Origin of the sequence: Curtobacterium sp. NPDC089185 (genome assembly GCF_040685235.1) — a bacterium.
Taxonomy (GTDB): Bacteria; Actinomycetota; Actinomycetes; order Actinomycetales; family Microbacteriaceae; genus Curtobacterium; species Curtobacterium citri.
Map to the genome: position 1 here is coordinate 13943 of NZ_JBFBHK010000020.1, position 25147 is coordinate 39089.

The window sequence follows — 25147 nt, forward strand, 5'->3', positions numbered from 1 at the left end:
GCGCGTGCGGAAAGCCGCCGGTTACGCTTCTGGTGGGATCGTCGGCGCTGGGAAGGACATCCTCTCCGGCGTCATCGACACCACCCGGAACGTCGCGTCGCTCGCGTCGGACCTGGTGACGGATCTGGCGGGCACGATCGGCAAGGCCGTGAAGAGCCTCATCGGCAAAATCCCCGGCGCTGGTGCAGTGGTCGACCTCGCTGGCGGGTTCGGTCGGAAGGTCCTCGACGGGGCGATGCAGTCGCTGCAGAACCTCGTCGGTTCGTTCCTCCCTGCCGGCGGGACGGGTGCAAACGGTTCCATCCCGGGCGGTGAGCTCGGGAAGGCCGCGAACTACCGTCCTGGTGGTGGCGTCGGTCCGATGGGTGGGTACCTTCGGGCGCCTGCTGCTGCTGCGTGGAACGCGATGGTCGCAGCGTCAGGCAACATGCTGACCCTCACCGAGGGGTACCGTGACCTCGCTTCGCAGCAGTACCGGTGGGCGCGGTACAAGGCGGGCCGCGGGAACCTCGCTGCAGCACCTGGCACGTCGATCCACGGCTACGGTCTCGCAGCGGATATCGGTGCAGGACAGGCGTGGGCGAGGGCGAACGGGGCACGGTTCGGGTGGCACCCGACGGGTCTGTCGTTCAGCCAGCGTGAGCCGTGGCACTTCGAGTACAAGGGCGCGAAGGCAAAGGGTTACGCCGCCGGCGGTATCGTCGGCGGCCTGCAGTCGACCTTGTACGACAAGGGCGGCGTGCTTCCCCGCGGTCTGTCGTTGGTGCAGAACAACCTCCGCGACCCGGAGATCGCACTGCCGATGAAGACCCTGCAGGAAGTTGTGGCGGGAGCCGACTCGCGAGGCGGGGACGAAATTCACATCCACAACGAGGGCAAGCGCGACTTCACTGTCCACGACTACATGGAAGCGAAGCATCGCATGGACGTGCTGCGCTGACGCTCACTGCGCACTACGCATCCCTTCGACCAACGACGCAGCAAGAGACCCCCTCGGATTCCCTCGGAGCTCGAGGGGGTCTTGCACGCGTGTGGCTACTCTGCGCGATGATGTCGTGGTGCACATCCTCTTCGTCGATGAAAGCGGCCACGCTCCACCTCCTTCCAAGGCGGACAAAGTGCCGGTCTTCGTGCTCGGCGGTGTCGTCATACCCGAGAAGGTGTGGCCCTCGCTTCGTGACAGCCTGCAGCAGGCCAAGCGGCGCTACGGGGTCGTAGGTGAGATCAAGTGGCGCTACTTCACCAAAACGCACCCCAAGGCCAAGCCGAACTCGATGAGCCACCTCACGGCGGAGCAGAAGGATTCGCTGCGTAATGATCTCCTCGACGCGATCGTTCAGCACAAGTCTGTCCGCATCATCGCGGCCGTCGTGGATACCGTGGCTGCGTACGAAACTTCGCGCATCAACACGGCGGACGACCTCTATCACGAGGCATACAAGGTGCTTAGTGAGCGGTTCCAGTACTTCTTGCAGGACGTGGAGCGTGAGGCCGGCGTTCGGGTAAGCGGCCTCATCGTTTGCGACAATCGCAACAGCGATCAGGACGACCGGCTGAAGGAGTTCCACCAATCGCTACTGCAGGGCGGCACCTACATGTCGAGCTACAAGAACTTCATCGAAGGACTCTTCATCGCAGCATCTCACCACAGCGTCGGAACTCAATTCGCCGACCTGGTCGCCGGCGCGGTGTTCCGCAACGAAGCTCGTGGTGATCGCCGCTTTGCTCAGCATCTCGCTTCAGCCTTCCGCCGATCTTCGAACGGCAGTGTTGAGGGATACGGCATCGTACGTGTGCCGAAGAGGCGCTGAACGAAAAAGGACGCCGTGTCGGGGGTGAGCCCAAACCTGCTGTTATCGACGCAGTCACGGCGTACCTCCATCTTGTCACCCTCCCGGGGGAGATGGCCACCCCCGTCCGGGTGTGTTCGCTTGAGGCGTGTACGCACGACGGACCGCATGCCGCCACGTGGTCGCGTCGTCGTTTCGTCACTAGCGCCGCGGCTCGTGCGGAAGGCTCCGCAGCCACCTGATCCCCTCCTCTCGGGTAACGATCGGCTTCATCTTCGCCGGGTACGAAGGCACGAGGTCACCACGGGTGATGGCCTCACGGACGGTCGTGACGGACAGGTCGACAACCTTCGCGAAGTTGGGGATCGAGTACGTGAGCTTCCACTCGACTTCCCTCTGCTCTACGTCCATGGAGGGAAGCGTACGCAGCCCGTTGTCGGGCCCCACGAATCGCCCACAACTTGGTGGAACGGCTCTCAACTGGAGGACGATCGCAGGCGGCAGGATCCTCACGACGATGCCAAATCCGGGCGATCTTCATCGCTAGGAATGAAGGCCGCGAGGGTTCAAATCCCTCCGTCTCCGCACTGAACGAGACCCCCGCCCGGTGCGGGGGTCTCGTCGTTGTGCCGGGCTCGTGATCCCCGGCCCGTCGCCCGAGTTCGTCGTCGGCTACCGTTGCCGGGTGCTCCGCCGATCCGTCCTCACCGCCGCCGTCGTCGTGCTGGCGAGTGTGTCGCTCACCGGGTGTGCCGGAGCGACCGGGTCGTCCCGCCCCGTGGTCGAGGCGTACGCCGAGCCCGGGGACGGACTCGCCGCGCGGGTGACCGCCGCGACCGAGCACGCCGTGACGATCGGCATCGACGGTGTCACCCTGACGGACGACGGTGCCGCACTGCACCCGCTGCCCGAGGGCACCGACGAGCTGACCCGTGCCGCGGCCGCTGGCGGTGCCGGCACCGAACTGCTCGTCAGCAACTACTCCGAGTCGCTCGGTGACTTCTCCCCGGAGACCGGGACGGCGCTGCTCGGCGATCCGGACGCCCGCGAGCACGTCGCCCACGAGCTCGCCGCCGTCGCCGCGGCGCACCACCTCGACGGCGTGCAGATCGACCTCGAGTCCCTGCGCGCGCGGGACCGCGCCGGACTCGTCGCCTTCGCCGCAGTACTCGAGGCAGCCGTGCACGACGGGCTCGGGGACGACGCCGACGTCTCGATGGCCGTGATGGCCTCCACGTCGGCGTCCGGCTTCCGGGACACCGGCTACGACCTCCGCGCCCTCGCGGAGCACGTCGACCGGTTCGTCCTCATGACGTACGACGAGCACGGGCCGTGGAGCGAGCCGGGCACGGTCGGCGCGTTGCCCTGGGCCGAGCGGGTCGTCCGTGCAGCCGAGCACGAGGGACTCCCGGCCGACCGCATCGACCTGGGGATCGCCGGCTACGGGTACGTGTGGGGCACCGACGAGGGCTCCGACGACGCGGGCCAGGTGTCGCCCGCGCGAGCACGTGACCTCGCCGGCGACGCTGCGCGGTGGTCGGACCGGACGGGGGAGTGGTCCGCGACGCTCGCCGACGGCCGCGAGCTGCACTGGTCGGACGCCCGGTCGTACCGGGCGCGGGTGGCGCTGGCGCGGGACCTCGGGCTGCACGGGGTCGCGTACTGGTCCCTCGGCACGCAGGCGCTGCCCGCCTGACGGCAGCACGGTGCCGGGTCGACTCAGGCCCGCGGCGGCGCCGTCGTCGAGCGCACCACGAGCGACGGCTGCACGAGGGTCCGCGTCGGTGCGGGCCCGGCCGTCGGACCGCCGATCAGCGACACCAGTCGCTCGACCGCGAGCCGCCCGACCTCGTCGTTGTGCGGGTCGACGGTCGTGAGCCGGACCAGGGGTGACGACGCCAGGGGGGTCGCGTCGTTCCCGATGACCGACACGTCCTCGGGGACCCGGAGGCCGGCGTCCCGCACCGCGGCGATCGCGCCCATCGCCATGACGTCGTTCGCGGCGAAGACCGCGGTCGTCCCCGGGTGCTCCGCGAGCGCGCGCCGCGTCCCCTCGTACCCGGTGGACTCGGCGGTCGGACCGTCGCCGACCACGAGCGGGACGGCCCCCGCAGCGACCATCCGCTCGACGGCGGCCGCGCGCCGGGCGGCAGCCGGGCCTCCCGACCCGGTGACGTGGACGATGCGCCGGTGCCCGAGCGACAGCAGGTGCTCGGTCGCCAGTCGGCCGCCGGCGGCCTCGTCGGAGGCGACCACGTCGAGACCCGGCGGCACCGTCGCCCGCTCGCCCGCGACGACCACCGGGGTGTCCGGCGGGACGACGGTGTCGGCGGATCCCTCGGCGGCCAGGACGACACCGTCGACGCGGAGTGCGAGCAGGTCGTCGAGCGGCGAGGTGCCGAGGTGCGCGTTCGCCTGCGTGTCCGCCACGGTGAGCCGGAGCCCGTGCGGGGCGAGTGCGGTCCGGACGCCGTCGAGCATCGGGACGAACCACGGGTTCCGGAAGTCGTCGACCACGACGCCGATCGTGCGGGTCCGCGTGCCCGCCAGGATCGCGGCGGCGCGGTTCGGCCGGTAGCCGAGCTCCTCGACGGCGGCGAGCACGGCGGTGCGGCGTGCGGCGGAGACACCGGGGTCGTCGCGCAGCACCATCGACACGAGCGACTTCGAGACCCCGGCGCGGGCGGCGACGTCGATGATCGTCGGCGGGCGGTGGGACACGGGCGACTCCGATCGGACGTCGGGAGCCAGGTGCTTGACAGGACATGGCGGGAGACAGGTACAGTCTACTGCGTTCTGGAACGTTCCAGAACGGCACCTCACGTCTCGAAGGAGAGCACGCATGGTCGACAGCATCGGCGTCGCCGTCATCGGCGCCGGCATGGCGGGGAAGGCGCACGCGGCAGCGTGGCGCAACGCACCGTCCCTCTTCGCACCCACCCTGCCGCCCGTGCGGCTCGTGTCGGTGTGCGACGCGTACGAGCCCGTCGCCGAGGAGTCCGCGCGACGCTTCGGCTACGAGCGGCACGACACCGACTGGCGGGCGGTCGCCGCTGCGGACGACGTCGACGTCGTCAGTGTCGTCGTCGCCAACCACCTGCACCGCGAGGTCGTCGAGGGGCTGCTCGACGCGGGCAAGCACGTGCTGTGCGAGAAGCCCCTGTCCGACTCGCTCGAGGACGCCCGCGCGATGGCCGAGGCCGCCCGACGTGCCGCCGGTCGCGGGCTCGTCGCCCGCACCGGGTTCACCTACCGCCGTGCACCGGGGCTCGCCGCGATCGCCGAGCTCGTCGGTGACGGCACCCTCGGCCGGGTCCTGCACGTCTCCGGCCGGTACTGGACCGACTACGGCGCCTCACCGGACGTCCCGACCTCCTGGCGCTTCACCGGTGCCCCCGGGACGGGCGCGCTCGCGGACGTCGGCTCGCACCTGACGTACGTCGCGGAGTTCCTCGCCGGTCCGGTGGTCAGCGTGAGCGGCGGGACCTTCACCACCGCCGTCACCGAGCGGCCGGTCGCCGCGGGGTTCGCCCTGCGCGGGCAGGACGTCCCGCTGACCGGCGAACGGGTCGCGGTGGAGAACGACGACTACGCCACGTTCTCGGCGCGCTTCGGTGACGGTTCCGTCGTCGGGTCGCTCGAGGTCTCGCGGGTCGCGACCAGCCACCCGAACGGTCTCGTGGTCGAGGTGTCCTGCGAGCACGGCGCCGCGCGCTGGGACCAGGAGCGCCCGTCGGAGATCGGCCTCGCGCTGCAGGCCGACGGATCGCGGACGGGCGGGTACCGCCAGGTCGTGCTCGGCCCGGACCATCCCTACGTCGCCGGTGGCATGGCGATGGACGCCCCGGGCGTCGGCTGGGGCCAGAACCAGATGTTCGAGTACCAGGCGCGCGCGTTCCTCGACGAGGTCGCCGGTGTCGCGGACCCGCTGCCCCGCAACGCGACCTTCGACGACGGCGTCCACAACATGGAGGTCCTCGACGCGGTGGCACGCTCCGCCGCCGCCGGAGGCACGGCCGTCACCGTCCCCACCAGCACCGTCCCCACGAGCACCCAGGAGCAGGACGCATGAAGCTCGGACTGTACGACGCGGTCCTCCACGACCGACCGCTCGCGGACGCCCTCGCCGTGGTCGCGGCGAACGGCCTCACCGGCATCGAGCTGAACACCGGCGGGTTCCTGCCGCCCGTGCACGTGCCCGACGTCGACGCGATCCTCGAGGACGACGAGGCCCGCGACGCGTTCCTCGCGCAGTTCACGGGCACCGGCGTCTCGATCGCCGGGCTCAACTGCAACGGCAACCCGCTGCACCCGGACCCCGCGATCGGGCCGGCGCACGCCGAGGACGTCCGGCGCAGCATCCGTCTCGCCGCCCGCCTGGGCCAGACCCGCGTCGTCACCATGTCGGGCCTGCCCGCCGGTGAGCCGGGCGGCACGCGGCCGAACTGGATCGTGAACGCGTGGAACTCCGCGGCCCTCGACGTCCTCGAGCACCAGTGGGACGTGGCCGTGCCGTTCTGGCAGGAGATCGACGCGCTCGCCCGGGAGCACGGGGTGCGGGTCGCGCTCGAGCTGCACCCGCAGAACCTCGTGTTCAACGTCGCGACGATCCGCGAGCTCGTCGACCGCGGTGGGCTGACCAACATCGGCGTGGAACTCGACGCGTCGCACCTCTTCTGGCAGCAGATGGACCCGGTCGCGGTGGTCCGAGAGCTCGGGCCGCTGGTCGTCCACGCCGCGGCGAAGGACGTGCGGGTGAACCCGTCGGTGGCGCTCAACGGCGTGCTCGACAACTCCTTCCGCCGGCTCTCGCCGGACGAGCCGCGCACGAACCTCGGCGGCGACGAGTGGGCGAACGCGTGGCCGTCACCGTCGTCGTGGGACTTCGTCGCGCTCGGCAAGGGGCACCCGACCGAGTACTGGACGGCGTTCCTGCAGGCACTCCACGAGGTCGACCCGGAGATGCTCGTCAACATCGAGCACGAGGACACCGAGCTCGGGCGCGAGGAGGGCGTCGCGGTCGCCGCGGCGGTGCTGCTCGCCGCCGAGGCGGCGCGCGTCGCGGCGGACGGTGCGACCCCGGTCGGCGACCCCGCGTCCTGACGTGACGGTCCCCGGACGGGAGGCGCGGTGCGGGCCCGCACCGCGCCTCCCGTCCGTCGTCGGGGCGCGATCCGGGCGCGTGGCGAGGCCCGCAGTGTGCCTTCCGGATGACAGGTGACGCATCCCCCGGTCCCTGTCACCGCGCCGTTGTAGCATGCACGACACCTGTCCCGAGACGAGGAGGCCTGCGTGCAGGACCCCACCGACCAGTCCTTCCCGATCGAGCGCGTCCGAGCGGTCGGCGACGACGTCGTGGCGGCCGTGTCCACCGTGGTGGACGGCAAGGTCGACGCGATCCGCACCGCCTTCACGGTCATGCTCGCCGAGGGCCACCTGCTCGTCGAGGACGTGCCCGGCGTCGGCAAGACCGTGCTCGCGAAGGCGCTCGGCGCCTCGGTCGGCGGCTCGGTCAACCGCATCCAGTTCACGTCCGACATGCTGCCGTCCGACGTGACCGGCGTGAACATCTACGACCAGTCCTCCGGGACCTTCCGGTTCTCGCCCGGACCGGTGTTCGCCAACGTCGTCATCGGCGACGAGATCAACCGCACCAGCCCGAAGACCCAGTCGGCGCTGCTCGAGGCGATGGCCGAGTCGCAGGTCACCGTCGACGGCGTGACCCGGCCGCTCGAGGCGCCGTTCATGATCGTGGCGACGCAGAACCCGATCGACATGGAGGGCACCTACCCGCTGCCCGAGGCACAGCGCGACCGCTTCATGGCGCGCATCACCATGGGCTACCCGAGCGCCGACGCCGAGCGCCAGATGCTCGCCGACCGCGGTGTCCGCGACCCGCTGTCGGCGCTGCGGCCGATCGTCGACGTGCAGACCCTGCGCGCGATCGTGCAGACCGTCCGGGGCGTCCACGTCGCACCCGACGTCGAGGCGTACATCGTCGCGATCGTCCGCGCCACCCGCTCCCACCCCGACCTCACGCTCGGCGCGAGCCCGCGTGCGACGCTGCACCTCGCGCAGGCCGCCCGCGCGCACGCCGCACTGCTCGGCCGCCCGTTCGTCACCCCCGACGACGTCGCCCGCCTCGCACCGGTGATCCTCGCCCACCGCCTCGTCCCGGTCGCCCGCGGCCTCGGCGGCGGGACGGAGGACACCGCGCGCGACGTGGTGGTCCGGATCGTCTCCGACACCGCCGTGCCGTTCGCCGCGGCTGCCGTCCGGTCCTGATGTCCGACGGCGGAGGGCCCTCGACGCTCGCGCTGCGGACCGGCGCGGTGCGGTCGTGGGCGGTCCGGTACGGCCGACGCGCCGCCGGGCTGCTGCGGCGGACTCCCTTCCCGCGACCGACCGCCCGCGGCTGGACCGTGCTCGGCTCGGGGATCGCGCTGGTCGGCGGCGGGCTCGTCGCCACGACCAGCATCGCCGTCTCCGCCGGGCTGCTCCTGCTCGTCCTCCTGCTGCTCGGCGTCGTCATGGCGCTCGTGGTGGCCGCCCCGCTCCGCGCCACCCGAGCCACCGCGCGCGCCGTCGTGCAGGTCGGCGAGGTGTACCGCGAGCGGATCACGCTGCGCGGCACCTCGTTGCCGATCGGCCCGCGGACGACGCTGCTCGTCCGCGAACAGCTCGAGGACGCCTTCGCGAGCGTGTCCGACGCCGAGACGTACGCGCTCGTCGGGCCCCACGAGCCCCCGGCGGTCCTCGACGTCGAGGCGCTCGCGATGCACCGCGGCCGGACCCTCGTCGGCCCGGTGACGATCCGCGTCGAGGACCCCTTCGGCCTGCTGCGCATCGACCGTCCCGTCGTCCCCGCGGAGGAGGTCGTCGTCGTGCCGGCGTCCACGACCCTCACCGCCATCGACACGGGGGCGCTCGCCGGCGCCGTGTCCGCGGACGAGGGCCGCGTCGGGCAGGGCGGCTCCGCCGACGACAGCGAGCTCCGTCCCTACCGGCAGGGCGACCCGATCCGTCGCGTGCACTGGGCCCAGAGCGCCCGACGCGGCGAACTCCACGTCCGGCAGACCACGCAGGCACAACCCCCGGAGGCCGTCATCGCGATCGACGTCCGGCGGGAGTCGTACCAGGCGCTCGGGCGCGACGACCTCGCCGAGCTGTCCGACCTCGGCGGCGACGCCGCGTTCGAGCACGCCGTCGTCGTGGCGGCGAGCGTGGCACGGGCGCTGAGCGCGCGGACCTCGCGCGTGGTGCTCGTCAGCGCCGACGCGACGGGTGCCTCCCGGCACACCGGTGACGCCGGCAGCCTGACCGACGTGCTCGTCGGACTCGCCGACGTCCGCGTGCGCTCCGACGCCCGACCCGTGACCGAGGTCCTGCCCGAGGTGCGGGGACGCGACGTGCACGGCATGACCGCCGTCGTCACGGGCCGCTGCACCGCCGAGCAGGCCGCCGAGCTCGTCACCGCGACGAGCGGGTCGAGCCGCGGCATCCTCGCGACCATCGTGCCGCCGGACCCGGTGGTGCGCGGCATCCTCGACCGGGCCGGATGGCGCACGCTCGTCGTGCCGGTCGCCGGGGCGCAGAACCCGGGGAGCACGCGGTGAGCGCCTCGACGACCGAGCGGGTCCGTGCCGGCTCCCGGCCGCCGGCGGACGACCGCCCCACCGAGCGGTCGGACGTCCCGAGCCCGTGGGTCGTGGCCCTCGCGCCGCTGCCCGTGCTCATCGCCGCCCTGTCCATGCGGCCGCTCGTGCAGGGCACCCTCTGGTGGGTCTCCGGCGTGGTCTTCACCGCCGTGCTCGTCGGGGTCGTGCTCGCCGTCCGCCGGCGGGCGCCCGGCGTCCGCTTCATCGCCCTCGTCACGACCCTCGTGCTCGGGTCCTGCGTCGCGGCGGTCGTCAACGACGTGCACCCGCTCGGCTGGCTCGACCGCGGGGGCGCGCTCGGCGAGGCACTCGCGGCGATCCGGCTCAACCCGGCACCGCTGCTCCAGACCGACGCCGTCCGACTCGTCGTCACCGTCGCGATCGGCTGGGTGGCCGGGGTGTCGCTCTTCCTCGCCGCCGTGGCGCCGACCGTGGCACTGGCCGCGGTGCCCGCCCTGGTGGTGCTCATCGTGCCCGGTGTCGTCACCGGTCAGCCGGCCCCGGTAGTCCTCGTGGTCCTGGTCGGAGCCGCGTTCCTCGGACTCCTCTGGCTGTCGGTGCGACCGGTCCAACGGGCGTTCCCCGCGACGGTGGTCGGCGCGGTCGGGCTCGTCGTCGCCGTCGGGCTGCCCGCCCTCGTGCCGCTCAACGCGAGCTGGCTGTCGGGCGTCACCGGATCCCTGCAGTCACCGATCCAGCCCGGCCGTCCCGGCACCCTGCTCGAGCTGGGGCGGGACCTGCGGCAGCCGAACGAGCTCGAGGTGCTGCGGTACCGCACGGCCGACGGGCAGCCGGAGTACCTCAAGCTCGCCGACCTCGACGAGTTCGGCACCGGCGACTGGGTCCCGACCGTGACGGACGCGAGCACGTCGGACACCGCCGACCAGCAGCAGTGGGCCGTCGGGGTGAACCCGCGCCTCGCGAGCCGGGGCGACCTGACCGTCCGGGTCACCGGCCTGTCGAGCAACTACCTGCCGGTGCCCGCGGGTGCCGTGTCCGTCGAGTCGCAGTCCACGAACCTGGACCTGACCCGGTGGCGGTGGATGGGGGACTCGAACACGATCCGGTCGACCGGCCCCACGACCCAGCGGGGGTCGACCTACCAGGTGTTCGGGGCGTCGACCTCCTCCGGTGAGTACCTCGACGCGATCGCCGCGTCCGGCATCCTCGGACGCGCGGGCAACCGCGGGTTCACGCAGCCGAGTGCGGCGCAGCTCCGGACCGACCTGTCCCTGCCGCAGGACCTGCCGCGGGACATCAGGACGACCGCCGAGCGGGTGGCGGGCAGTGCGCAGGGCGACTACGGCAAGGCACGGGCGCTCGAGCAGTGGTTCCGCAGCGACCTCTTCACCTACTCGGAGACCGCCCCGGTGGAGCAGGGCTACGACGGCGACAGCATGGACGTCATCGACACGTTCCTGCGCGTCCGCGAGGGCTACTGCGTGCACTTCGCCTCCTCGATGGCGGTCATGGCGCGCTCGCTCGGCATCCCCTCGCGCATCGCCGTCGGCTACCGGGCGAGCAGCGAGCAGACCGAGGACGGCGAGTACACGGTGTCGAACCGGCAGCTGCACTCGTGGCCGGAGCTGTACATCCGCGGCGCGGGGTGGGTGTCCTTCGAGCCGACGCCGGACTCCGACGCAGCCGCGCAGGCCGGTACCGAGTCCTCGGCGACCCCGGCACCCGCGCCCTCGGAGACCCCGCTCCCCGATCCCGGCGAGACCGAGACCGACCAGGCGACGGCCACCCCGACGCCCTCGGCGTCCGCCGCCCCCGGTGCCGCGGCCGCGTCCGACCGTCCGGGCTCCGGGCCCGCGGGCGTCCTCGTCGGGCTCGTGCTCCTGCTCGCGGTGCTCGTCGCTCCGGGGCTGGTCCGCGCCCTGCGTCGTCGGCAGCGGCTGGCGGCGATCCGGGCGGGCCGGTCGCCGGCCGTGCAGGCCTGGCGGGAGGTCCTCGACGACGTCGCCGACCACGGCTACGCCCCGGGCGTCGCGCCGCCGGACGACCCGGCCGCCGCGGCCAGGACGGCCCGCGCGGTGCTCGGCCGGCTGTCGGGCACGCTGCCGCCGGCGGTGCTGCCGCACCTCCGTGCGGTGGTCGACGCCGTCGACGTCGAACGGTTCGCACCGGACGGCGCGGCAGCGGTGGACGGGACTGCGCTCCGACGAGCCGTCCTGGAGGCGCGGGTCGCCCTCGACGCGTCCGTCCCGCGGGCGCGCGTGGTGCGGTCGCGGCTGTTCCCGCCGAGCCTGCTGCCCTCGTCCGCGTGGTCGCACGAGGGCCGGCGGCGGCGCGCGGCGTAGCCGCGCGCGGCGCGCGGGCGCGCCCGCGGGCGCTGGCCGCGGCTGGCGGCGCATGGTGCCCACGCACAACGTGGGGCGGCTCGCGCCACGGGATTCCGTGGCGCGACGTGCCTCCGGTTGTGCGGCCGGGCCGAGCCGGGGCGCGTTCCGCGCCCCGCTCCCGCGCGCGTCAGCGCCGCGGGCGCACCACCGCGTCGACGATGCCGGCGATGACGTCGCCCGGGTGGACGCCGGGCAGCGCGGGGGCGTCGAACACGATGCCGACGTTCGCGCCGACGAGCAGGATCGCGAAGTCCTCCAGGGGCATCGCGGGTGCGACCTCCGGGTGCGCCCCGAACCAGAGCCGCACCAGGTCGAGCACGCCGTCCTGCAGCTCGCGGCGCTGCCGGACGAACTCCGGCATCGCCTCCGGCGTGCGGGTCGCGTAGGCGCGGAACTCGCAGAGCAGCGCGAACTGCCGGGCCTGGTCGTGCCCGCCGAACGCCGCACGGACGACGTCGGCGATGTCGGTGGCCGCGATGTCGACGCGCACCACCTCCTGCAGCGACGCGAGCACCATGTTCGTCGAGCGCTGCATGACCTGGGCGACGAGGTCCTGCTTCGACGAGAAGTTCGAGTAGACGGCGCCCTTGCTGAACCCGGCGCGGGCGGCGACGTCGTCGAGCCGGGCGCCGTGCACGCCGGACTCGGCGAACACGTCGGCGCCGGCGGCGAGCAGGCGCTCCCGGACCTCGGCGCGCGGGGTCCTGGCGGTGGGGGAGGTGGCGTCGTCGTCCATGTGGTCCTGATCCGTGATCGTCGCGGTGGTGTGCCGTGCAGTCGATCTCCGCACGTGGGTGACCGTGCGGGGTGTGGGCGCTCCGGGCTGCGGGGCGACCGTCGGGGACCTGCCGCGCCGCGCGCTGCGCACACGCGCGGCACCAGCGAAGCCCCCGGCCACGTCGGTGGCCCGACCGGCACGTTCGGGTCGTGTCGGTGTGGTCGTCGACGTGGTCACCGGGTGGATACCCGGCGGTAGCGATGGTAGCGCGTGGGACCTCCGGAGCACAGTCCCCGGGGCAGGCTCAGGCGTCGTCGGACGGCTCGCGGTCGCTCCGCACGCTGCCCCGCCCGGTGCGCCTGCCGGGTCGACGGAGCAGCCGGATCGCGTCCGGCCGGAGACGTCGCCCGCGCTGCAGCAGGGACCCGAGGGTCGACTTCGGCTGCCACTCGCGACCGTTCGGCAGGCCCCAGCCCCGCTTGACGGCGCCGTACCGCAGCCCGAGCGAGAGCACGATGGCGGCGACGATGCCGATGGTGGGGGAGCCGAGGTGCGAGGCGACGACCATCACGGCCGACGCGGCGACCGCGACCGTGGCGTAGAGCGCGTTCCCGCCGAACACCGCGGGGACGCGCCGCAGCAGCAGGTCGCGCATGGCCCCGCCGCCGACCGCGGTGACCGTGCCCATGATGATCGCTGCCGGCCACTCGAGGCCCGCGTCGAAGGTCCGCTGCACGCCGACCACCGACCAGAAGCCGATGACCGCCGCGTCGAGCACGGTGAACAGGCGGTCCCACGTCACCTCGGAGAACGACACGAAGAAGGCGACGAGCGACCCGGCGATCGCGACGGGCAGGTAGAGCGGGTCGACGAGCGCGACGGGTGGGCCGTTCTGCAGCAGGGTGTCGCGGAGGATGCCGCCGCCGAGCCCGGAGACGAACCCGACGACGAGGAACCCGAACAGGTCGAACTCCATGGTGCGGGCGAGCGAACCGCCGAGCAGGGCCGAGGCGAAGACGCCGGCGAGGTCGAGCACGTTCGTGACCGACGCCAGGCCCTCGGGGGTCAGCAGGTTCATGAGAACAATCAAACCCCACGTCACGGAGGTGGCGGTGCGGCGGATGGTTAGGTTAGCCTCACCTTCGCCATGATCGCCACCCTCGTCATCGGCCTCCGCGAAGGCCTCGAAGCGACGCTCATCGTCGGCATCATCGCCGCGTTCCTCCGTCGCAACCGCGCTCCGCTGACCCCGATGTGGACCGGCGTCGGCGTCGCGGTCGCCCTGAGCATCGCCGTCGGCTTCGGCCTGCAGCTCGTCGAGCAGGCCCTGCCGCAGGCCGAGCAGGAGGGCATGGAGACCGTCATCGGCGCCGTCGCGGTCGTCTTCGTGACCGGGATGGTGGTCTGGATGCGGACCCACGCGCGGACCCTCTCGCGGGACCTGCAGGCGAGCGCGTCCGCAGCCCTCGGCCGCGGCACCGCCTGGGCCCTCGCCGGCATGGCGTTCCTCGCGGTCCTCAAGGAGGGCTTCGAGACCGCGGTGTTCCTGCTCGCGACCTTCCAGGCGTCGACGGACACCGGGACCGCGGCCCTCGGCGCCGTGATCGGCATCGCCGTGGCGGTGCTCATCGGGTACGGCATCTACACCGGTGGCGTGCGGCTCGACCTCGGCCGGTTATTCACCGTCACGGGCGTCTTCCTCGTGTTCGTCGCGGGCGGCCTCGTCCTCACCGCGCTCCGCCACGCGCACGAGGCCGGGTGGCTCGTCATCGGCCAGCAGCGCACGGTCGACCTCGGCTGGCTCGCCCCGAACGGCTCGGTCCGCGGCGCGCTCGTCACCGGGGTGCTGGGCATCCCCGCCGACCCGCGCGTCGTCGAGGTGCTCGGCTGGGTCCTCTACGTCGTCCCGGTCCTCGCCGTCGCGCTCTGGCCGCGCGCCTGGCGTCCGTCGCCGCAGCGCGTCCCGCGGGTGCGCGCCGTCCTCGCCGCCGCCCTCGCCGCGACGGCCGTCGTGCTCGCGGTCGCCGGGCCCTCCGGCGGCGGCGCGGACCTGCCCCGCACGGTCGCCGTCACCGGCGACGCGCGCTCCGTGACGGCGTCGGTCGACGGAGACGCGGCGGTCCTCCGGGTGGCGGGCCGCGGCCGGGAGGACCGGACGACCCTGCCCGCGTCGGTCCACCGTCGCGTCGCCCGCGCGGGCACCGGTGCCGACCAGTGGCAGGTCACCGAGGACGTCCCGGCCACCGACCGACCGACCTCGCTGACGCTCGACCAGCTCGTCGGGCTGTTCGGCCGGGTCCCGGTCGGCGTCTCCCCGTCGACGAACCCCGGCCCGTTCGCCGCCGACTGGACCGTCCGCGACACCGTGACCCTCACGACCGTGCGGGGCGGCGTCCTGGAGGCGACCCGCTCGGAACGCGACGTCCTCACGCTGCGCGGTGGGGGCCTCCCGGCCGCCCGGACGACCACGCTGGACCGCGACGTCTGGACCGTCCCGCCCGCCGACGCGGACCGTGCGGCGACGGACCTCGCCGCCGCACAGACGCGTGCGGCCGAGCTGCGCCTCTGGAACGCCTGGTTACCGCTCGCGCTGCTCGTCGCGGCGGCTGCCCAGGCCGCGCTCGCGGCCCGCGACAGGCGCCGCGTCCGGACCCCCACGACCACCATCCCCGGAACCGACCCGTCGCGCGGCCCGCCCGCCGACGTCCCAGCGAGGAGCCTCGACCATGCCGTTCGGTAGGACCCCCACGACCCCGACCGCCACGACGACCGCCCGACCCCTGCTCGCCCTCGGCGCCCTGGGTGTCGCCGCTGCCCTGACCCTGACCGGGTGCTCGGCCGGCAGCACACCGGCCGACGACGCGTCCGGCGGCACCGGCCAGGTGTCCCGCGTCACCATCACGCTGACGAACGACGGCTCCGACGCCTGCGCCGTGTCGACCACGAAGGTCCCCGCGGGCCCCGTCACGTTCACCGTGCACAACGAGTCGTCCACCGCCATCACCGAGGTGGAGCTCCTGCAGGACCAGCGCATCCTCGGCGAGAAGGAGAACCTCGCCCCGGGCCTCGACCCCGTCCGCTTCACCGCGACCCTGACCGGCGGCGAGTACCAGGTGTACTGCCCCGGCGCGGCCGAGGAGCTGACCGACTTCACCGTCACCGGGAAGGCGGCGTCGACCGCGAACAGCAGCGCCGCGACCCTGCTCGCCGACGGTGCGACGGGCTACGCGACCTACGTCGACGGCCAGGTGACCGACATGGTGACCGCCGTCCGGCAGCTGCAGACCGACGTCGACGCCGGGGACCTCGACGCGGCGAAGCGCGACTACGCGGCCGCCCGGCCGTTCTACGAGCACGTCGAGAGCGACGTCGACGGCTTCGTGAAGCAGGGCCACAGCGCCACCGACAACGCGGGCAACCTCGACTACCTCGTCGACATGCGGCAGTCGAACCTCGACGCCGCCGTGGGCTGGAGCGGGTTCCACGCCGTCGAGAAGGACCTGTTCCAGGCCGGCGCGATCACGGCATCGACGAAGCGGACCGCCGCCGACCTGACCGCGAACGTGCAGCTCCTCGCGAAGCTCGTGCCGACGCTGCACTACAAGCCGGAGGACCTGGCGAACGGCGCCGCCGGGCTGCTCGAGGAGGTCCAGTCGAACAAGATCACCGGGGAGGAGGAGGCGTACAGCCACATCGACCTGGTCGACCTGGCCGCGAACGTCGAGGGCGCCAGGCAGGCCTTCGCGTACCTCAAGCCCGGCCTGACGAAGGTCGACCCGGCCCTCACGAAGCAGATCGCCGCGCAGTTCGACGCGACGAACACGATGATGGACGGGTTCCGCGACGCGAACGCCCTCGGCGGCTTCAGCACGTGGGACGCCGCCGCGAAGGCGGAGGACGCCAACCGCATCTCGCAGCAGGTCCAGGCGCTGCAGGACCCGCTGTCCCGCCTGGCCGAGAAGGTCGCGACGGCGTGACCGCGTCACGGTTCTCGCGCCGTGGTCTGCTCGGCGCCGGGCTCGCCGCGGCCGGTGCCGGCGTCGGCGCGGTCGCAGGTGTCGCCGGGGCCACGGTGGCGACCGGGGTCGACCCGTTCGCCGCTGCCGGCAACGCCGACGAGTCCATCGACCTCTCCCAGCAGGTGCCGTTCTACGCGTCGGCGGCACGGCAGCCGCAGGGCGGGATCCGGACGACCCCGCAGCGGCACTGCGTGTTCATGGTGTTCGACCTGACCGCCTCCACCGCCACCGAGCTGCAGGTGCTGCTCGCCCGGTGGTCGGCGGCGATCGCGCAGCTGCAGGCCGGGCGGACGATCGGCAGCGTCGAGCCCGCGCACGGCGAGGGCGTCGGCGCGGACACGGGGGAAGCGCTCGACCTCGGTCCCGCGTCCCTCACGGTCACCGTCGGCCTCGGCCCCGGGGTGTTCGACGAGCGCTTCGGGCTGGCGGCGAAGCGCCCGGCGCACCTCGCGGCGATCCCGACCCTGCCGAGCGACGCGCTCGAGGACGGCCTGACCGGTGGCGACCTGTCGCTGCAGGCCTGCGCCGACGACCCGCAGGTGGCGTACCACGCCGTGCGCGACCTGGCGCGGATGGCCCGGGGGACCGCGACCGTGCGGTGGACGGTGATCGGCTTCGGCCGGGCCTCCGCCGGTCCGTCGCAGTCGACGCCGCGGAACCTGATGGGCTTCAAGGACGGCACCCGCAACGTCTCGACGGACGAGGAGTACGACCGCTTCGTCTGGCTCGACGACGACGCCGGGTGGATGGCCGGTGGCACGTACCAGGTGGTCCGGAAGATCCGGATGAACCTGGAGACGTGGGACGCCGACGTCGTGCGCGACCAGCAGCGGGTCTTCGGCCGTACGAAGGTGGAGGGCGCCCCGCTCTCCGGTGGGACCGAGCACACCACGCCGGACTTCCACGCCGCCGCGCACGGGGCCGGTGCGGACGGCGGGACCGCGATCGACCCGCGGTCGCACGTCGCGCTCGCCGCGCACGAGAACAACGGCGGCGTGAAGATCCTGCGCCGCGGCTACAACTACACGGACGGGCTGAACCAGTACGGCCAGCTCGACGCCGGGTTGCTCTTCGCGGCCTACACGACCGACCCGGAGCACTTCACGCGGCTGCAGCGGAAGCTCGGGGCGTCGGACCGTCTGAACGAGTACGTGTCGCACATCGGGTCCGGCGTCTTCGCCGTCCCGCCGGCGCCGCGGAAGGGGTCGTACGTCGGGGAGCAGCTCTTCCGCTGACCGGCCCGCGGAGCTGAGGTGGGTGTCCTCCGTCGTTTCCCTGGAGACGGAGGACACCCGCGTCGCGGAGTCGACGGACGGAACCACCGTCCGGCCCTGGGGGGCGACCCGGCGCGACGCGTCGCGATGCGACAGGGCGAGCGTACCTCGCGGACCGGTGGAACTGGCCGTGTCTTCCGGCAGCGGACAGCGGGACGGGCCGCCCCACCGAGGTGGGACGGCCCGTCGCCTGTCGTCGGCCGGGAGGCGCGGTGTCAGTCCGTCAGGACCGTCGCCTCGCGCTCGGCGCGCTTCCGGCGGGCGAGCACCAGGCCCAGCGTGCCGGCGAGCAGCAGGACACCGGCGGCGATGCCCGGGGCGACCAGGTCGGCGCCGGTGAAGGCGAGGTCGCCACCGGCCGTGCCCGGACGGACGCCGTCGGCGACGCCGTCGCCGTCCACGTCGCCGGTACCGGTACCGGTGCCGGTGCCGGTGCCGTCGGCCGGCAGGCCCGCACCCGGGGCGGTCGGGTCACCGGCACCCGGGGTGCCCGGGTCGGTGGGGTCCGTCGGGTCGGTCGGGTCCGTCGGCTCGGCGGCGGTCTCGATCGGCACGGTGACGGCGAGGGTGATCGTCTGACCGTTCGGCAGGGTCACGACGAGCGGCTCGTCGGTGGTCACGGTCGGAGCGGTCGCGGTCGGAGCGACCGCGAGTGCCGAGGCACGAGCGTCAGCGGGCGTGGCGACGGTGCCCTCGGGGACCGTGAAGGTCAGGGTCGCGCGACCCTGCTCGTCGCGCTTGTCCACGATCGTGGGGTCGATCGGGGACTCCGCGAGCAGGACGTCGCCCGCGATGACGGACACCGAGCCGGCTGCCGCGGGGTCGTCGCTGCTGAAGACGAGGGACGACAGGGCGACCGAGACCTCGTCACCGGGCTGGAAGCCCGCGGCCGGGACCGGGGTCGTCACGACGCCCACGGCACGCTGGTCGCTCGGCGGCGTGACGACGGGGTTCGCGACGAAGTAGTCCACCTGGGCCTGCAGGTCGACGGTGCCCGAGTCGGCCTTGTTCGTCCCCGAGGCGAAGGCGGCGAAGTTGTCGCCACCGGTCGACAGGAACGAGTTCACCGTCACCTTGAGGGTGTCGTCGAGCGCGATCGGGGCGCCGTCGAGGGTCATCCCGGTGATGCGCGCGCCACGGGCGGCGTCGGGGTCGTACGTGTACGCGAAGCCGTCCGAGACGCCGAGCTTGAGGAACGGACGCTCGAGGCCGTCCGGCTGCCACTGCTGCTCGAGGGCGTCCTTGATCTGCTGCCCGGTCATGTCCTCGGTGACGAGGGTGTTCGCGAACGGCTGGACGAGCGCGGCCTCCTTGTAGGTGACCTGCCCGTCGGGGTCGCCCGCCCCGCTCGAGGCGAACAGCATGTCGGTCCGGAGACCGCCCGGGTTCATGAAGGCGACCTGCGAGCCCTGGCGCTCCGTGGCCGACCGCTGCACCTCGGCGATGTAGTTGCCGAGCACGGACTCACCACCGCGGTTCTCGGTCTTCCGGTCCGACTGCACGGCACGACGCAGGTCGGCGGTGATGTCGCCGAGCTTCTTCGCGCCCTCGACGTCCGCCTTCGCCTTCGCCGCGGTGACGATGCCGCTCACCTCCTGCACCGAGGTCTGGTCCGCCGGCACGCGCGTGGAGCCGTTCACCGACTGCACCTCGGACGTGATCGACTTCAGCTCCTTGTCGGCACCGACGGTGAGCTGCAGGTGGCCGTAGTTCACGCCGTAGGACCCGGTCTGGATCACCGGACGGACGGTTCCGTCCGGACCCGGGATCGAGTGGTTGTACGTCGCGTGCGTGTGGGCCGACACGATCGCCGACACCTTCGACGAGACGCCCGAGGTGATCTTCCCGAAGGCGCCGGTGCCGGTGGCGTCCGCGAGCGCACCCGTGGTGGCGCCCTCGTGGACGAGCAGCACGAGCACGTCGGCCTCGCCGTTGTCGGCCTTGCCGTCGGTGAGTTCGTCGGCGTAGCGGTTCACCTGGCCGACGATCGGTGCCATCGCCAGGCCCTGGACGCCGCCGGGGCTGACGAGCCCGGGGATGAGGTCCTCGGTGGTGGCGCCGATGAAGCCGACCTTGACGCCCCCTCGCTCGACGATCGACCACGGCGTGAAGGCCGGGTCGGTGGTGCCCGCCTCGACGATGTTCGACGACACGTAGGGCCACTGCGCGCGGTCCTCGATGCGTCCGGTCAGGTCGTCCTGGCCCTTGTCGAGCTCGTGGTTGCCGATCGCGCTGACGTCGAGGTCCATCGCGTTGAGGGCGTCGATCGTCGGCGCGTCCTGCTGGATGAGCGACGTGAAGGTCGAGGCGCCGACGTTGTCGCCGACGCTGGCGAAGATGGTGTTCGGGTTGGACTCGCGGTAGGACTGCACCACGGCGGCGAGCTTCGCGGCACCGGCGGCCTTGTCGGCGGCGGTGCCCTCGGACTCGATGCGACCGTGGAAGTCGTTGACGTCGAGGATGTCGATGGTGGTGTCGCCCTCGGCGGCGAGTGCCGCGGAGGGGACGGTGAGGGCGGTGAGGACGCCGGCGGCGACCAGGGCCGAGGCCCCGGCCAGGCGCCGGCGGCGCGGGGAGGAGTGAGCGTTCATCGGCGATGAACCTACGAAATCCCACAGACAACACGCCAGGCCCCGGCCCGACACGTCACGTGTTGTTCACACCACGGGGGACGATCCTCCCGATCGGGGGACAACCGTCGGGTCAGTCGCGGCCGAGGGCGCCCTTCACCCGCTCGACGGCCTCGGCGGCCATCGCCTTCGCCGAGTCCTTGATCACGCCGAGCTCCGCCGGGTCGCCCTTGAGCAGGCTCTTGGCCGTGTTGACCGCGTACTCGGCGGTGATGTGCGGCGGCAGGGGCGGGACGTTCCGGCTGACGTACGCGTCGATGAGCGTCACCCCGGGGTTCGCGAAGGCGCGCTCGACCGCGGCCTCGACCTCGTCGTCGCGGTGCACCGCGATGCCCGTGAACCCGAGCAGCTCCGCGTAGCCGGCGTAGTCCATCGTCTGGACGTCCTGCGAGCCGGACCACATCGGGTTGCCGTCCTCGGTCCGCATCTCCCACGAGACCTGGCCGAGGTCGTCGTTGTGCATGACGACGATGACGAGCTGCTGGTTCGGCCACTGGGCCATGTACTTCTTCACCGTGATGAGCTCGTTCATGCCGAGCATCTGGAACGCACCGTCGCCGATGGTGCAGACGGCCGGGGCGTCCGGGAAGGCGAACTTCGCCGTGACGGCGTAGGGCATCGCGGCGAGCATCGTCGCCAGTCGTCCGGACATGTCACCGTGCATGCCGCGGCGCAACCGGATGTGGTGGCCGTACCAGTCGGCCGTGGTGCCGGCGTCGCACGTCACCGTGACGCCCTCGGGCAGGCGCTGGTTGACGGCGCGGATGACCCGGCGCGGGTTCACTCCGTCGTCGTAAGCGACCTCGGCCTGGCGGTCCATCTCGGCCTCCCACTCGCGCATCTGGTCGGCGAGCTTGTCCTGCCACGCGGTGTCCTGCTTGTCGCGGAGGAGCGGGAGCACGGCCTCGAGCGTCGCGCCGACGTCGCCCCACAGGTTGAGCTCGGTCGGGTACCGCAGCCCCATCTGCTCGGGCTTGATGTCCACCTGCACGCCGCGGGCCTGGCCGCTCGCCGGCAGGTACTCGCCGTACGGGTAGTTCGACCCGAGGAGCACGATCGTGTCGCACTCCTTGACCTGCGTCAGGCTCGGACGGGAGCCGAGGAGCCCGACCTGCTGCGTGTGGTACGGCACGTCGGAGGGCACGACGTCCTTGCCGCGCAGCGCGGTGATGATGCCGGCACCGGTCTTCTCGGCGACGGCCAGCACCAGGTCCGTCGCACCGCGGGCCCCGGCACCGACGATGAGCGAGACACGTTCGCCGGCGTTCAGGATCTCGGCGAAGCGGGCGATCTCGTCCTGCGGCGGGACGATCCGGGTGGACGGGGCGGCGTCGCTCGACCGCGACACCCAGTGCTCGGCGGCGGGAGCCTCGTACGCCATGGCCTGCACGTCGTGGGGGAGCACGACGACGGCCGGCTGCTTGCGGAGCATCGCCGTGCGGAAGGCGGTGTCGACGACGACCTGGACCGCGTCCGGGGTCGCGACCGTCTCGACGTAGCAGGCGACGTCGGCGAACACGCGCTCGAGGTTCGACTCCTGCTGCGTGAACGTGCCGATCGAGGCGAGCCCCTGCTGCCCGACGATCGCGACGACGGGCTGGTTGTCCATCTGCGCGTCGTACAGCCCGTTGAGCAGGTGGAAGGCCCCGGGGCTCGACGTCGCGACGCAGACGCCGACCTCGCCGGTGAACTTCGCGTGGGCGGTCGCCATCAGCGCCGCGATCTCCTCGTGGGTCGGGCGGACGTACTCGAGCTCGCGCTCGCTGCCGTCTGCCTTGCCCAGGGCGCCGTCGAAGGCACCGATGCCGTCGCCGGGGTACCCGAACACGCGGGAGACGCCCCACGCCTTGATGCGGTCGATGACGAAGTCGCTCACGGTGGTGCTCATGCGACCACCGTGCTCGTCGGATCCTGTACGCGTTCAGGTCCGCGACCGGCCGCTCGTCACCCGATGGTGCGCCACGTCCCGTCGACCGCGCTGGCCACCACGGCGTCGATCACCCGGGCCGCGCGGGCGCCGTCGGCGAAGGTCGGCAGGCCCTCCGGCGCCTCGCCCCGCACCGCCGCGTACGTGTCGGCGACGAACGCCGCGAACGCGTCGAGGTAGCCCTGCGGGTGCCCGGCCGGCACGACCGCCAGACGACGCTGGTCCGGGAACCCCTGCGAGGGGTCGCGGACGACGATCTGCGCCCCGCGCTCGGTGCCGAACCAGGCCGACTCAGGCTGCTCCTGGTCGAACGCCGCGGACCCGAGGGTGCCGTCCACCTCGAACCACAGCCGGTTCTTCCGCCCCGCGGACACCTGCGAGACCACGACGTTGCCGATGCGACCGGCGTCGGTGCGGAACGTCGCGACCGCGGTGTCCTCGGTCGTCACCTCCGCGCGCCGGGTCGCGTCGGCGAGCGGGTCCGCGTCCGGCGAGCCCGAGAACGAGGGCCCGGAGGCCGCCGGTCGGGTCCGGTGGACGACGTCGGTCGCGGCGGAGACCGCGGCGAATGGCTCGCCCGTGACGAACTCGACGAGGTCGCACCAGTGCGAGCCGATGTCGGCGAAGGCGCGCGACAGTCCGCCGGCGCCGGCGTCGACCCGCCACGACGAGGCGTCCTCGTCGAGCATCCAGTCCTGCAGGTAGTGCCCGTGGACGGCGAGCAGACGCCCGAGCTCCCCGGCGGCGATCCGCGCCCGGATCTCGCGGACGACCGGGTGGTAGCGGTACACGAACGGGACGGTCGCGACGACACCGGCCGCACGCGCGGCCTCGACCAGCTCGGACGCCTGCGCGGCGTCGATCGCCAGGGGCTTCTCGCACACCACGTGGACGCCCGCCCGGACCACGGCGAGGGCCTGGGGGTGGTGCTGGTCGTTCGGGGTGCAGACGTGCACGACGTCCGGCGCGTCGGCGAGGACCTCGTCGAGCGAGGCGTACCCGCGCGGCACGTCGAGCTGTGCGGCGACCCGCTCGGAACGGGAGGGGGTGCGTCCCAGCACGCCGGTCACCTCGGCCCCGGCCGCCCGGGCGGCCCGGGCGTGCACCCCGGCGATCATGCCCGTCCCGACCACGGCGACGCGGAGGCGTCGCCCTCCGTACCCACTGCTCATGGTGCTCCTTCGCGCCGGACTGCACCCACCGTAGCGACGCGACCCGGCCACGCGCCGGACGGCATGAGTACCGTCTGGGGCATGTCGAGCCTCCAGACCAGCCTGCTCATCCTCGGTGCCAGCGGCGACCTGTCCAAGCGGCTGCTGCTGCCGGGTCTCGCCACCCTCCTCGACGTCAAGGAGGACTGGGACGTCCAGCTCGTCGGTGCCGGCGTCGAGGACATCTCCGACGCCGACTGGAAGGCGCAGGTGCGCACGTCGTTCGAGAACGCGCAGGCGTCGAAGAACGAGGAGGACGAGGGTGCGCACGACGACGGCGGCGAGCGGCTCAGCGCACGCCTCGTCGCCGTGGTCGAGGCCTCGAGCTACCACCGGGCCGACGTCACCAGCGCCGACGACCTGACGAGCCTGCTCGCCGCGTGCGAGCACGACCCCGCGATCTACTTCGCACTGCCGCCGGCCGTGACCGAGAAGAGCTGCGCGGTGCTCAAGGACCTCGACCTGCCGTCGGGCACGCGCCTGGCGCTCGAGAAGCCGTTCGGCACCGACGCCGCGAGCGCCGAGCAGCTCAACGACGTGCTGCACTCGTTCCTCCCCGAGGAGCGCATCCACCGGGTCGACCACTTCCTCGGCCGCTCGACCGTGCTGAACCTGCTCGGCCTGCGCTTCGCGAACCGCATCATCGAGCCGCTGCTGTCGTCGCAGCACGTCTCCCGCGTCGACATCGTCTACGACGAGACCCTCGGGCTCGAGGGCCGGGCGCGCTACTACGACAAGGCCGGCGCGCTCGTCGACATGATCCAGAGCCACCTGCTGCAGGTGATGGCCGTCGTCGCGATGGAGGCACCCGCCTCGATCGACGCCGACGACCTCCGCACGCAGAAGGAGCTCGTGCTCCGCGCCGTCCGCCCGTGGGGCGGCGACGTCGTGGCCGCCGGCAAGCGCGCCCGGTACACCGCGGGGACGATCGGCGAGCGCTCGCTGCCCTCGTACGTCGACGAGGACGGCGTCGACCCCTCGCTCGGCACCGAGACGCTCGCCCAGCTCACCCTCGAGGTCGCGAACTGGCGCTGGGCCGGTGTGCCGTTCACGCTCCGGTCCGGCAAGGCGCTCGAGCAGCAGCGGCGCGAGATCGTCATCACGTTCAAGGACTCGCCGCACGTGCCGAACGGGTTGTCCGGCGCCGAGCGGCCGGACAAGCTCCGCATCTGGATCGCCCCGGACGAGATGCAGCTCGAGCTCAACGTCAACGGCCCGGGCGACCCGTACACGATCGACCACACCTCGCTGACGACGACGTTCAACCCCGGACGCCTCAGCGCGTACGGCGAGGTCCTCGCGGGGGTGCTCGAGGGCGACGCCACCCTGTCGGTCCGCGGCGACAGCGCGGTGCAGGGGTGGAAGGTCGTCGAGCCGTTCCTGCAGGCCTGGCGAGCGGGGGAGACCCCGCTCGACGAGTACGCGGCGGGGTCGGCCGGTCCCGAGACGTGGGACAACATCGACTGCTGATGCGGTGACGGACGGGAGGCGGGGGGGGCGCGGGGCCCCCCCCCCCCCCCCCGCCCCGGGGGCCGCGCCCGGGGCGCCCACCAGGGGGGCCCGGCGGCGGGGGTG

19 protein-coding genes and 1 tRNA gene are annotated in these 25147 nt (G+C 72.9%); 13 read left to right on the top strand and 7 right to left on the bottom strand.

The genetic code is table 11. The features are described 5' to 3' along the window. Positions 1-4 precede the first annotated feature (4 nt). Positions 5-940, top strand: a complete 936-nt coding sequence (locus tag AB0N84_RS14785; protein ID WP_363547656.1) for a M15 family metallopeptidase — start codon at positions 5-7, stop codon at positions 938-940. A 118-nt stretch (positions 941-1058) separates the two neighbouring features. Next, the gene (locus AB0N84_RS14790) at positions 1059-1811 is read left to right on the top strand and encodes a DUF3800 domain-containing protein (RefSeq protein ID WP_363547659.1); all 753 of its coding nucleotides are present in this window, start codon (positions 1059-1061) and stop codon (positions 1809-1811) included. A gap of 180 nt (positions 1812-1991) precedes the next feature. Here the strand turns inward: AB0N84_RS14790 and AB0N84_RS14795 are convergent, their stop codons facing one another. Beyond that, the gene (locus AB0N84_RS14795) at positions 1992-2201 is read right to left on the bottom strand and encodes a hypothetical protein (RefSeq protein ID WP_363547662.1); all 210 of its coding nucleotides are present in this window, start codon (positions 2199-2201) and stop codon (positions 1992-1994) included. A 71-nt stretch (positions 2202-2272) separates the two neighbouring features. Here AB0N84_RS14795 and AB0N84_RS14800 point away from each other — a divergent pair. Together AB0N84_RS14800 and AB0N84_RS14805 are read left to right on the top strand one after the other, a co-directional pair. Further along, a tRNA-Pro gene (locus AB0N84_RS14800) sits at positions 2273-2375 on the top strand. A gap of 100 nt (positions 2376-2475) precedes the next feature. Continuing rightward, positions 2476-3486 (top strand): glycosyl hydrolase family 18 protein, encoded by a 1011-nt coding sequence (locus AB0N84_RS14805; protein WP_363547665.1) that lies wholly within the window; start codon positions 2476-2478, stop codon positions 3484-3486. Positions 3487-3509: 23 nt separating this feature from the next. Here AB0N84_RS14805 and AB0N84_RS14810 read toward each other — a convergent pair whose 3' ends face one another. Further along, complete coding sequence (locus AB0N84_RS14810) at positions 3510-4511, bottom strand: LacI family DNA-binding transcriptional regulator (RefSeq protein WP_363547668.1); 1002 nt, start codon at positions 4509-4511, stop codon at positions 3510-3512. A gap of 121 nt (positions 4512-4632) precedes the next feature. Between AB0N84_RS14810 and AB0N84_RS14815 the strand changes: the two genes are divergently transcribed. The 5 genes from AB0N84_RS14815 to AB0N84_RS14835 all read left to right on the top strand — a co-directional run bounded on the left by AB0N84_RS14815 (position 4633) and on the right by AB0N84_RS14835 (position 11751). Further along, entirely contained in the window at positions 4633-5862 is a 1230-nt protein-coding gene (locus AB0N84_RS14815; protein ID WP_363547671.1) for a Gfo/Idh/MocA family oxidoreductase, read from the top strand. Continuing rightward, positions 5859-6893, top strand: coding sequence for a sugar phosphate isomerase/epimerase (locus AB0N84_RS14820; RefSeq protein ID WP_363547674.1), 1035 nt, complete (start codon positions 5859-5861; stop codon positions 6891-6893). The genes AB0N84_RS14815 and AB0N84_RS14820 overlap by 4 nt, the downstream gene beginning before the upstream one ends. A gap of 189 nt (positions 6894-7082) precedes the next feature. Further along, positions 7083-8075 carry an AAA family ATPase gene (locus tag AB0N84_RS14825; protein ID WP_363547677.1) on the top strand — a complete coding sequence of 331 codons (993 nt, stop codon included), beginning with the start codon at positions 7083-7085 and terminating at the stop codon, positions 8073-8075. After that, entirely contained in the window at positions 8075-9406 is a 1332-nt protein-coding gene (locus tag AB0N84_RS14830; protein WP_363547680.1) for a DUF58 domain-containing protein, read from the top strand. The genes AB0N84_RS14825 and AB0N84_RS14830 overlap by 1 nt, the downstream gene beginning before the upstream one ends. Further along, positions 9403-11751, top strand: a complete 2349-nt coding sequence (locus AB0N84_RS14835) for a DUF3488 and transglutaminase-like domain-containing protein (protein WP_363547683.1) — start codon at positions 9403-9405, stop codon at positions 11749-11751. Before AB0N84_RS14830 ends, AB0N84_RS14835 begins: the two co-directional genes overlap by 4 nt. 169 nt (positions 11752-11920) lie before the next feature. Here AB0N84_RS14835 and AB0N84_RS14840 read toward each other — a convergent pair whose 3' ends face one another. Both AB0N84_RS14840 and AB0N84_RS14845 read right to left on the bottom strand, forming a co-directional pair. Continuing rightward, entirely contained in the window at positions 11921-12583 is a 663-nt protein-coding gene (locus AB0N84_RS14840) for a TetR/AcrR family transcriptional regulator (protein ID WP_182047383.1), read from the bottom strand. Positions 12584-12815: 232 nt separating this feature from the next. Continuing rightward, on the bottom strand, positions 12816-13589 hold the full coding sequence (locus AB0N84_RS14845; protein WP_363547686.1) for a trimeric intracellular cation channel family protein: 774 nt from the start codon (positions 13587-13589) through the stop codon (positions 12816-12818). Between the two features lie 69 nt (positions 13590-13658). Here AB0N84_RS14845 and efeU point away from each other — a divergent pair, with 69 nt between their 5' ends. The 3 genes from efeU to AB0N84_RS14860 are packed head-to-tail and all read left to right on the top strand — an operon-like array spanning position 13659 to position 17765. Continuing rightward, a complete protein-coding gene (gene efeU / locus AB0N84_RS14850; RefSeq protein ID WP_363547689.1) occupies positions 13659-15251 on the top strand; it encodes an iron uptake transporter permease EfeU in 1593 nt (530 codons plus the stop codon). Further along, positions 15238-16488, top strand: a complete 1251-nt coding sequence (efeO, locus tag AB0N84_RS14855; RefSeq protein WP_363547692.1) for an iron uptake system protein EfeO — start codon at positions 15238-15240, stop codon at positions 16486-16488. The genes efeU and efeO overlap by 14 nt, the downstream gene beginning before the upstream one ends. After that, positions 16485-17765 (top strand): Dyp-type peroxidase, encoded by a 1281-nt coding sequence (locus AB0N84_RS14860; RefSeq protein ID WP_363547695.1) that lies wholly within the window; start codon positions 16485-16487, stop codon positions 17763-17765. The genes efeO and AB0N84_RS14860 overlap by 4 nt, the downstream gene beginning before the upstream one ends. Before the next feature lie 254 nt (positions 17766-18019). Here the strand turns inward: AB0N84_RS14860 and AB0N84_RS14865 are convergent, their stop codons facing one another. The 3 genes from AB0N84_RS14865 to AB0N84_RS14875 all read right to left on the bottom strand — a co-directional run bounded on the left by AB0N84_RS14865 (position 18020) and on the right by AB0N84_RS14875 (position 23533). Then, entirely contained in the window at positions 18020-20395 is a 2376-nt protein-coding gene (locus tag AB0N84_RS14865; protein WP_363547698.1) for a bifunctional UDP-sugar hydrolase/5'-nucleotidase, read from the bottom strand. 112 nt (positions 20396-20507) lie between these two features. Beyond that, a complete protein-coding gene (locus AB0N84_RS14870) occupies positions 20508-22322 on the bottom strand; it encodes a thiamine pyrophosphate-requiring protein (protein WP_363547701.1) in 1815 nt (604 codons plus the stop codon). 56 nt (positions 22323-22378) lie between these two features. After that, a complete protein-coding gene (locus AB0N84_RS14875; protein WP_363547703.1) occupies positions 22379-23533 on the bottom strand; it encodes a Gfo/Idh/MocA family oxidoreductase in 1155 nt (384 codons plus the stop codon). A gap of 81 nt (positions 23534-23614) precedes the next feature. On the opposite strand from AB0N84_RS14875, the gene AB0N84_RS14880 reads away from it, so the two are divergent. Further along, complete coding sequence (locus tag AB0N84_RS14880; protein WP_363547706.1) at positions 23615-25042, top strand: glucose-6-phosphate dehydrogenase; 1428 nt, start codon at positions 23615-23617, stop codon at positions 25040-25042. Positions 25043-25147: the final 105 nt, after the last annotated feature.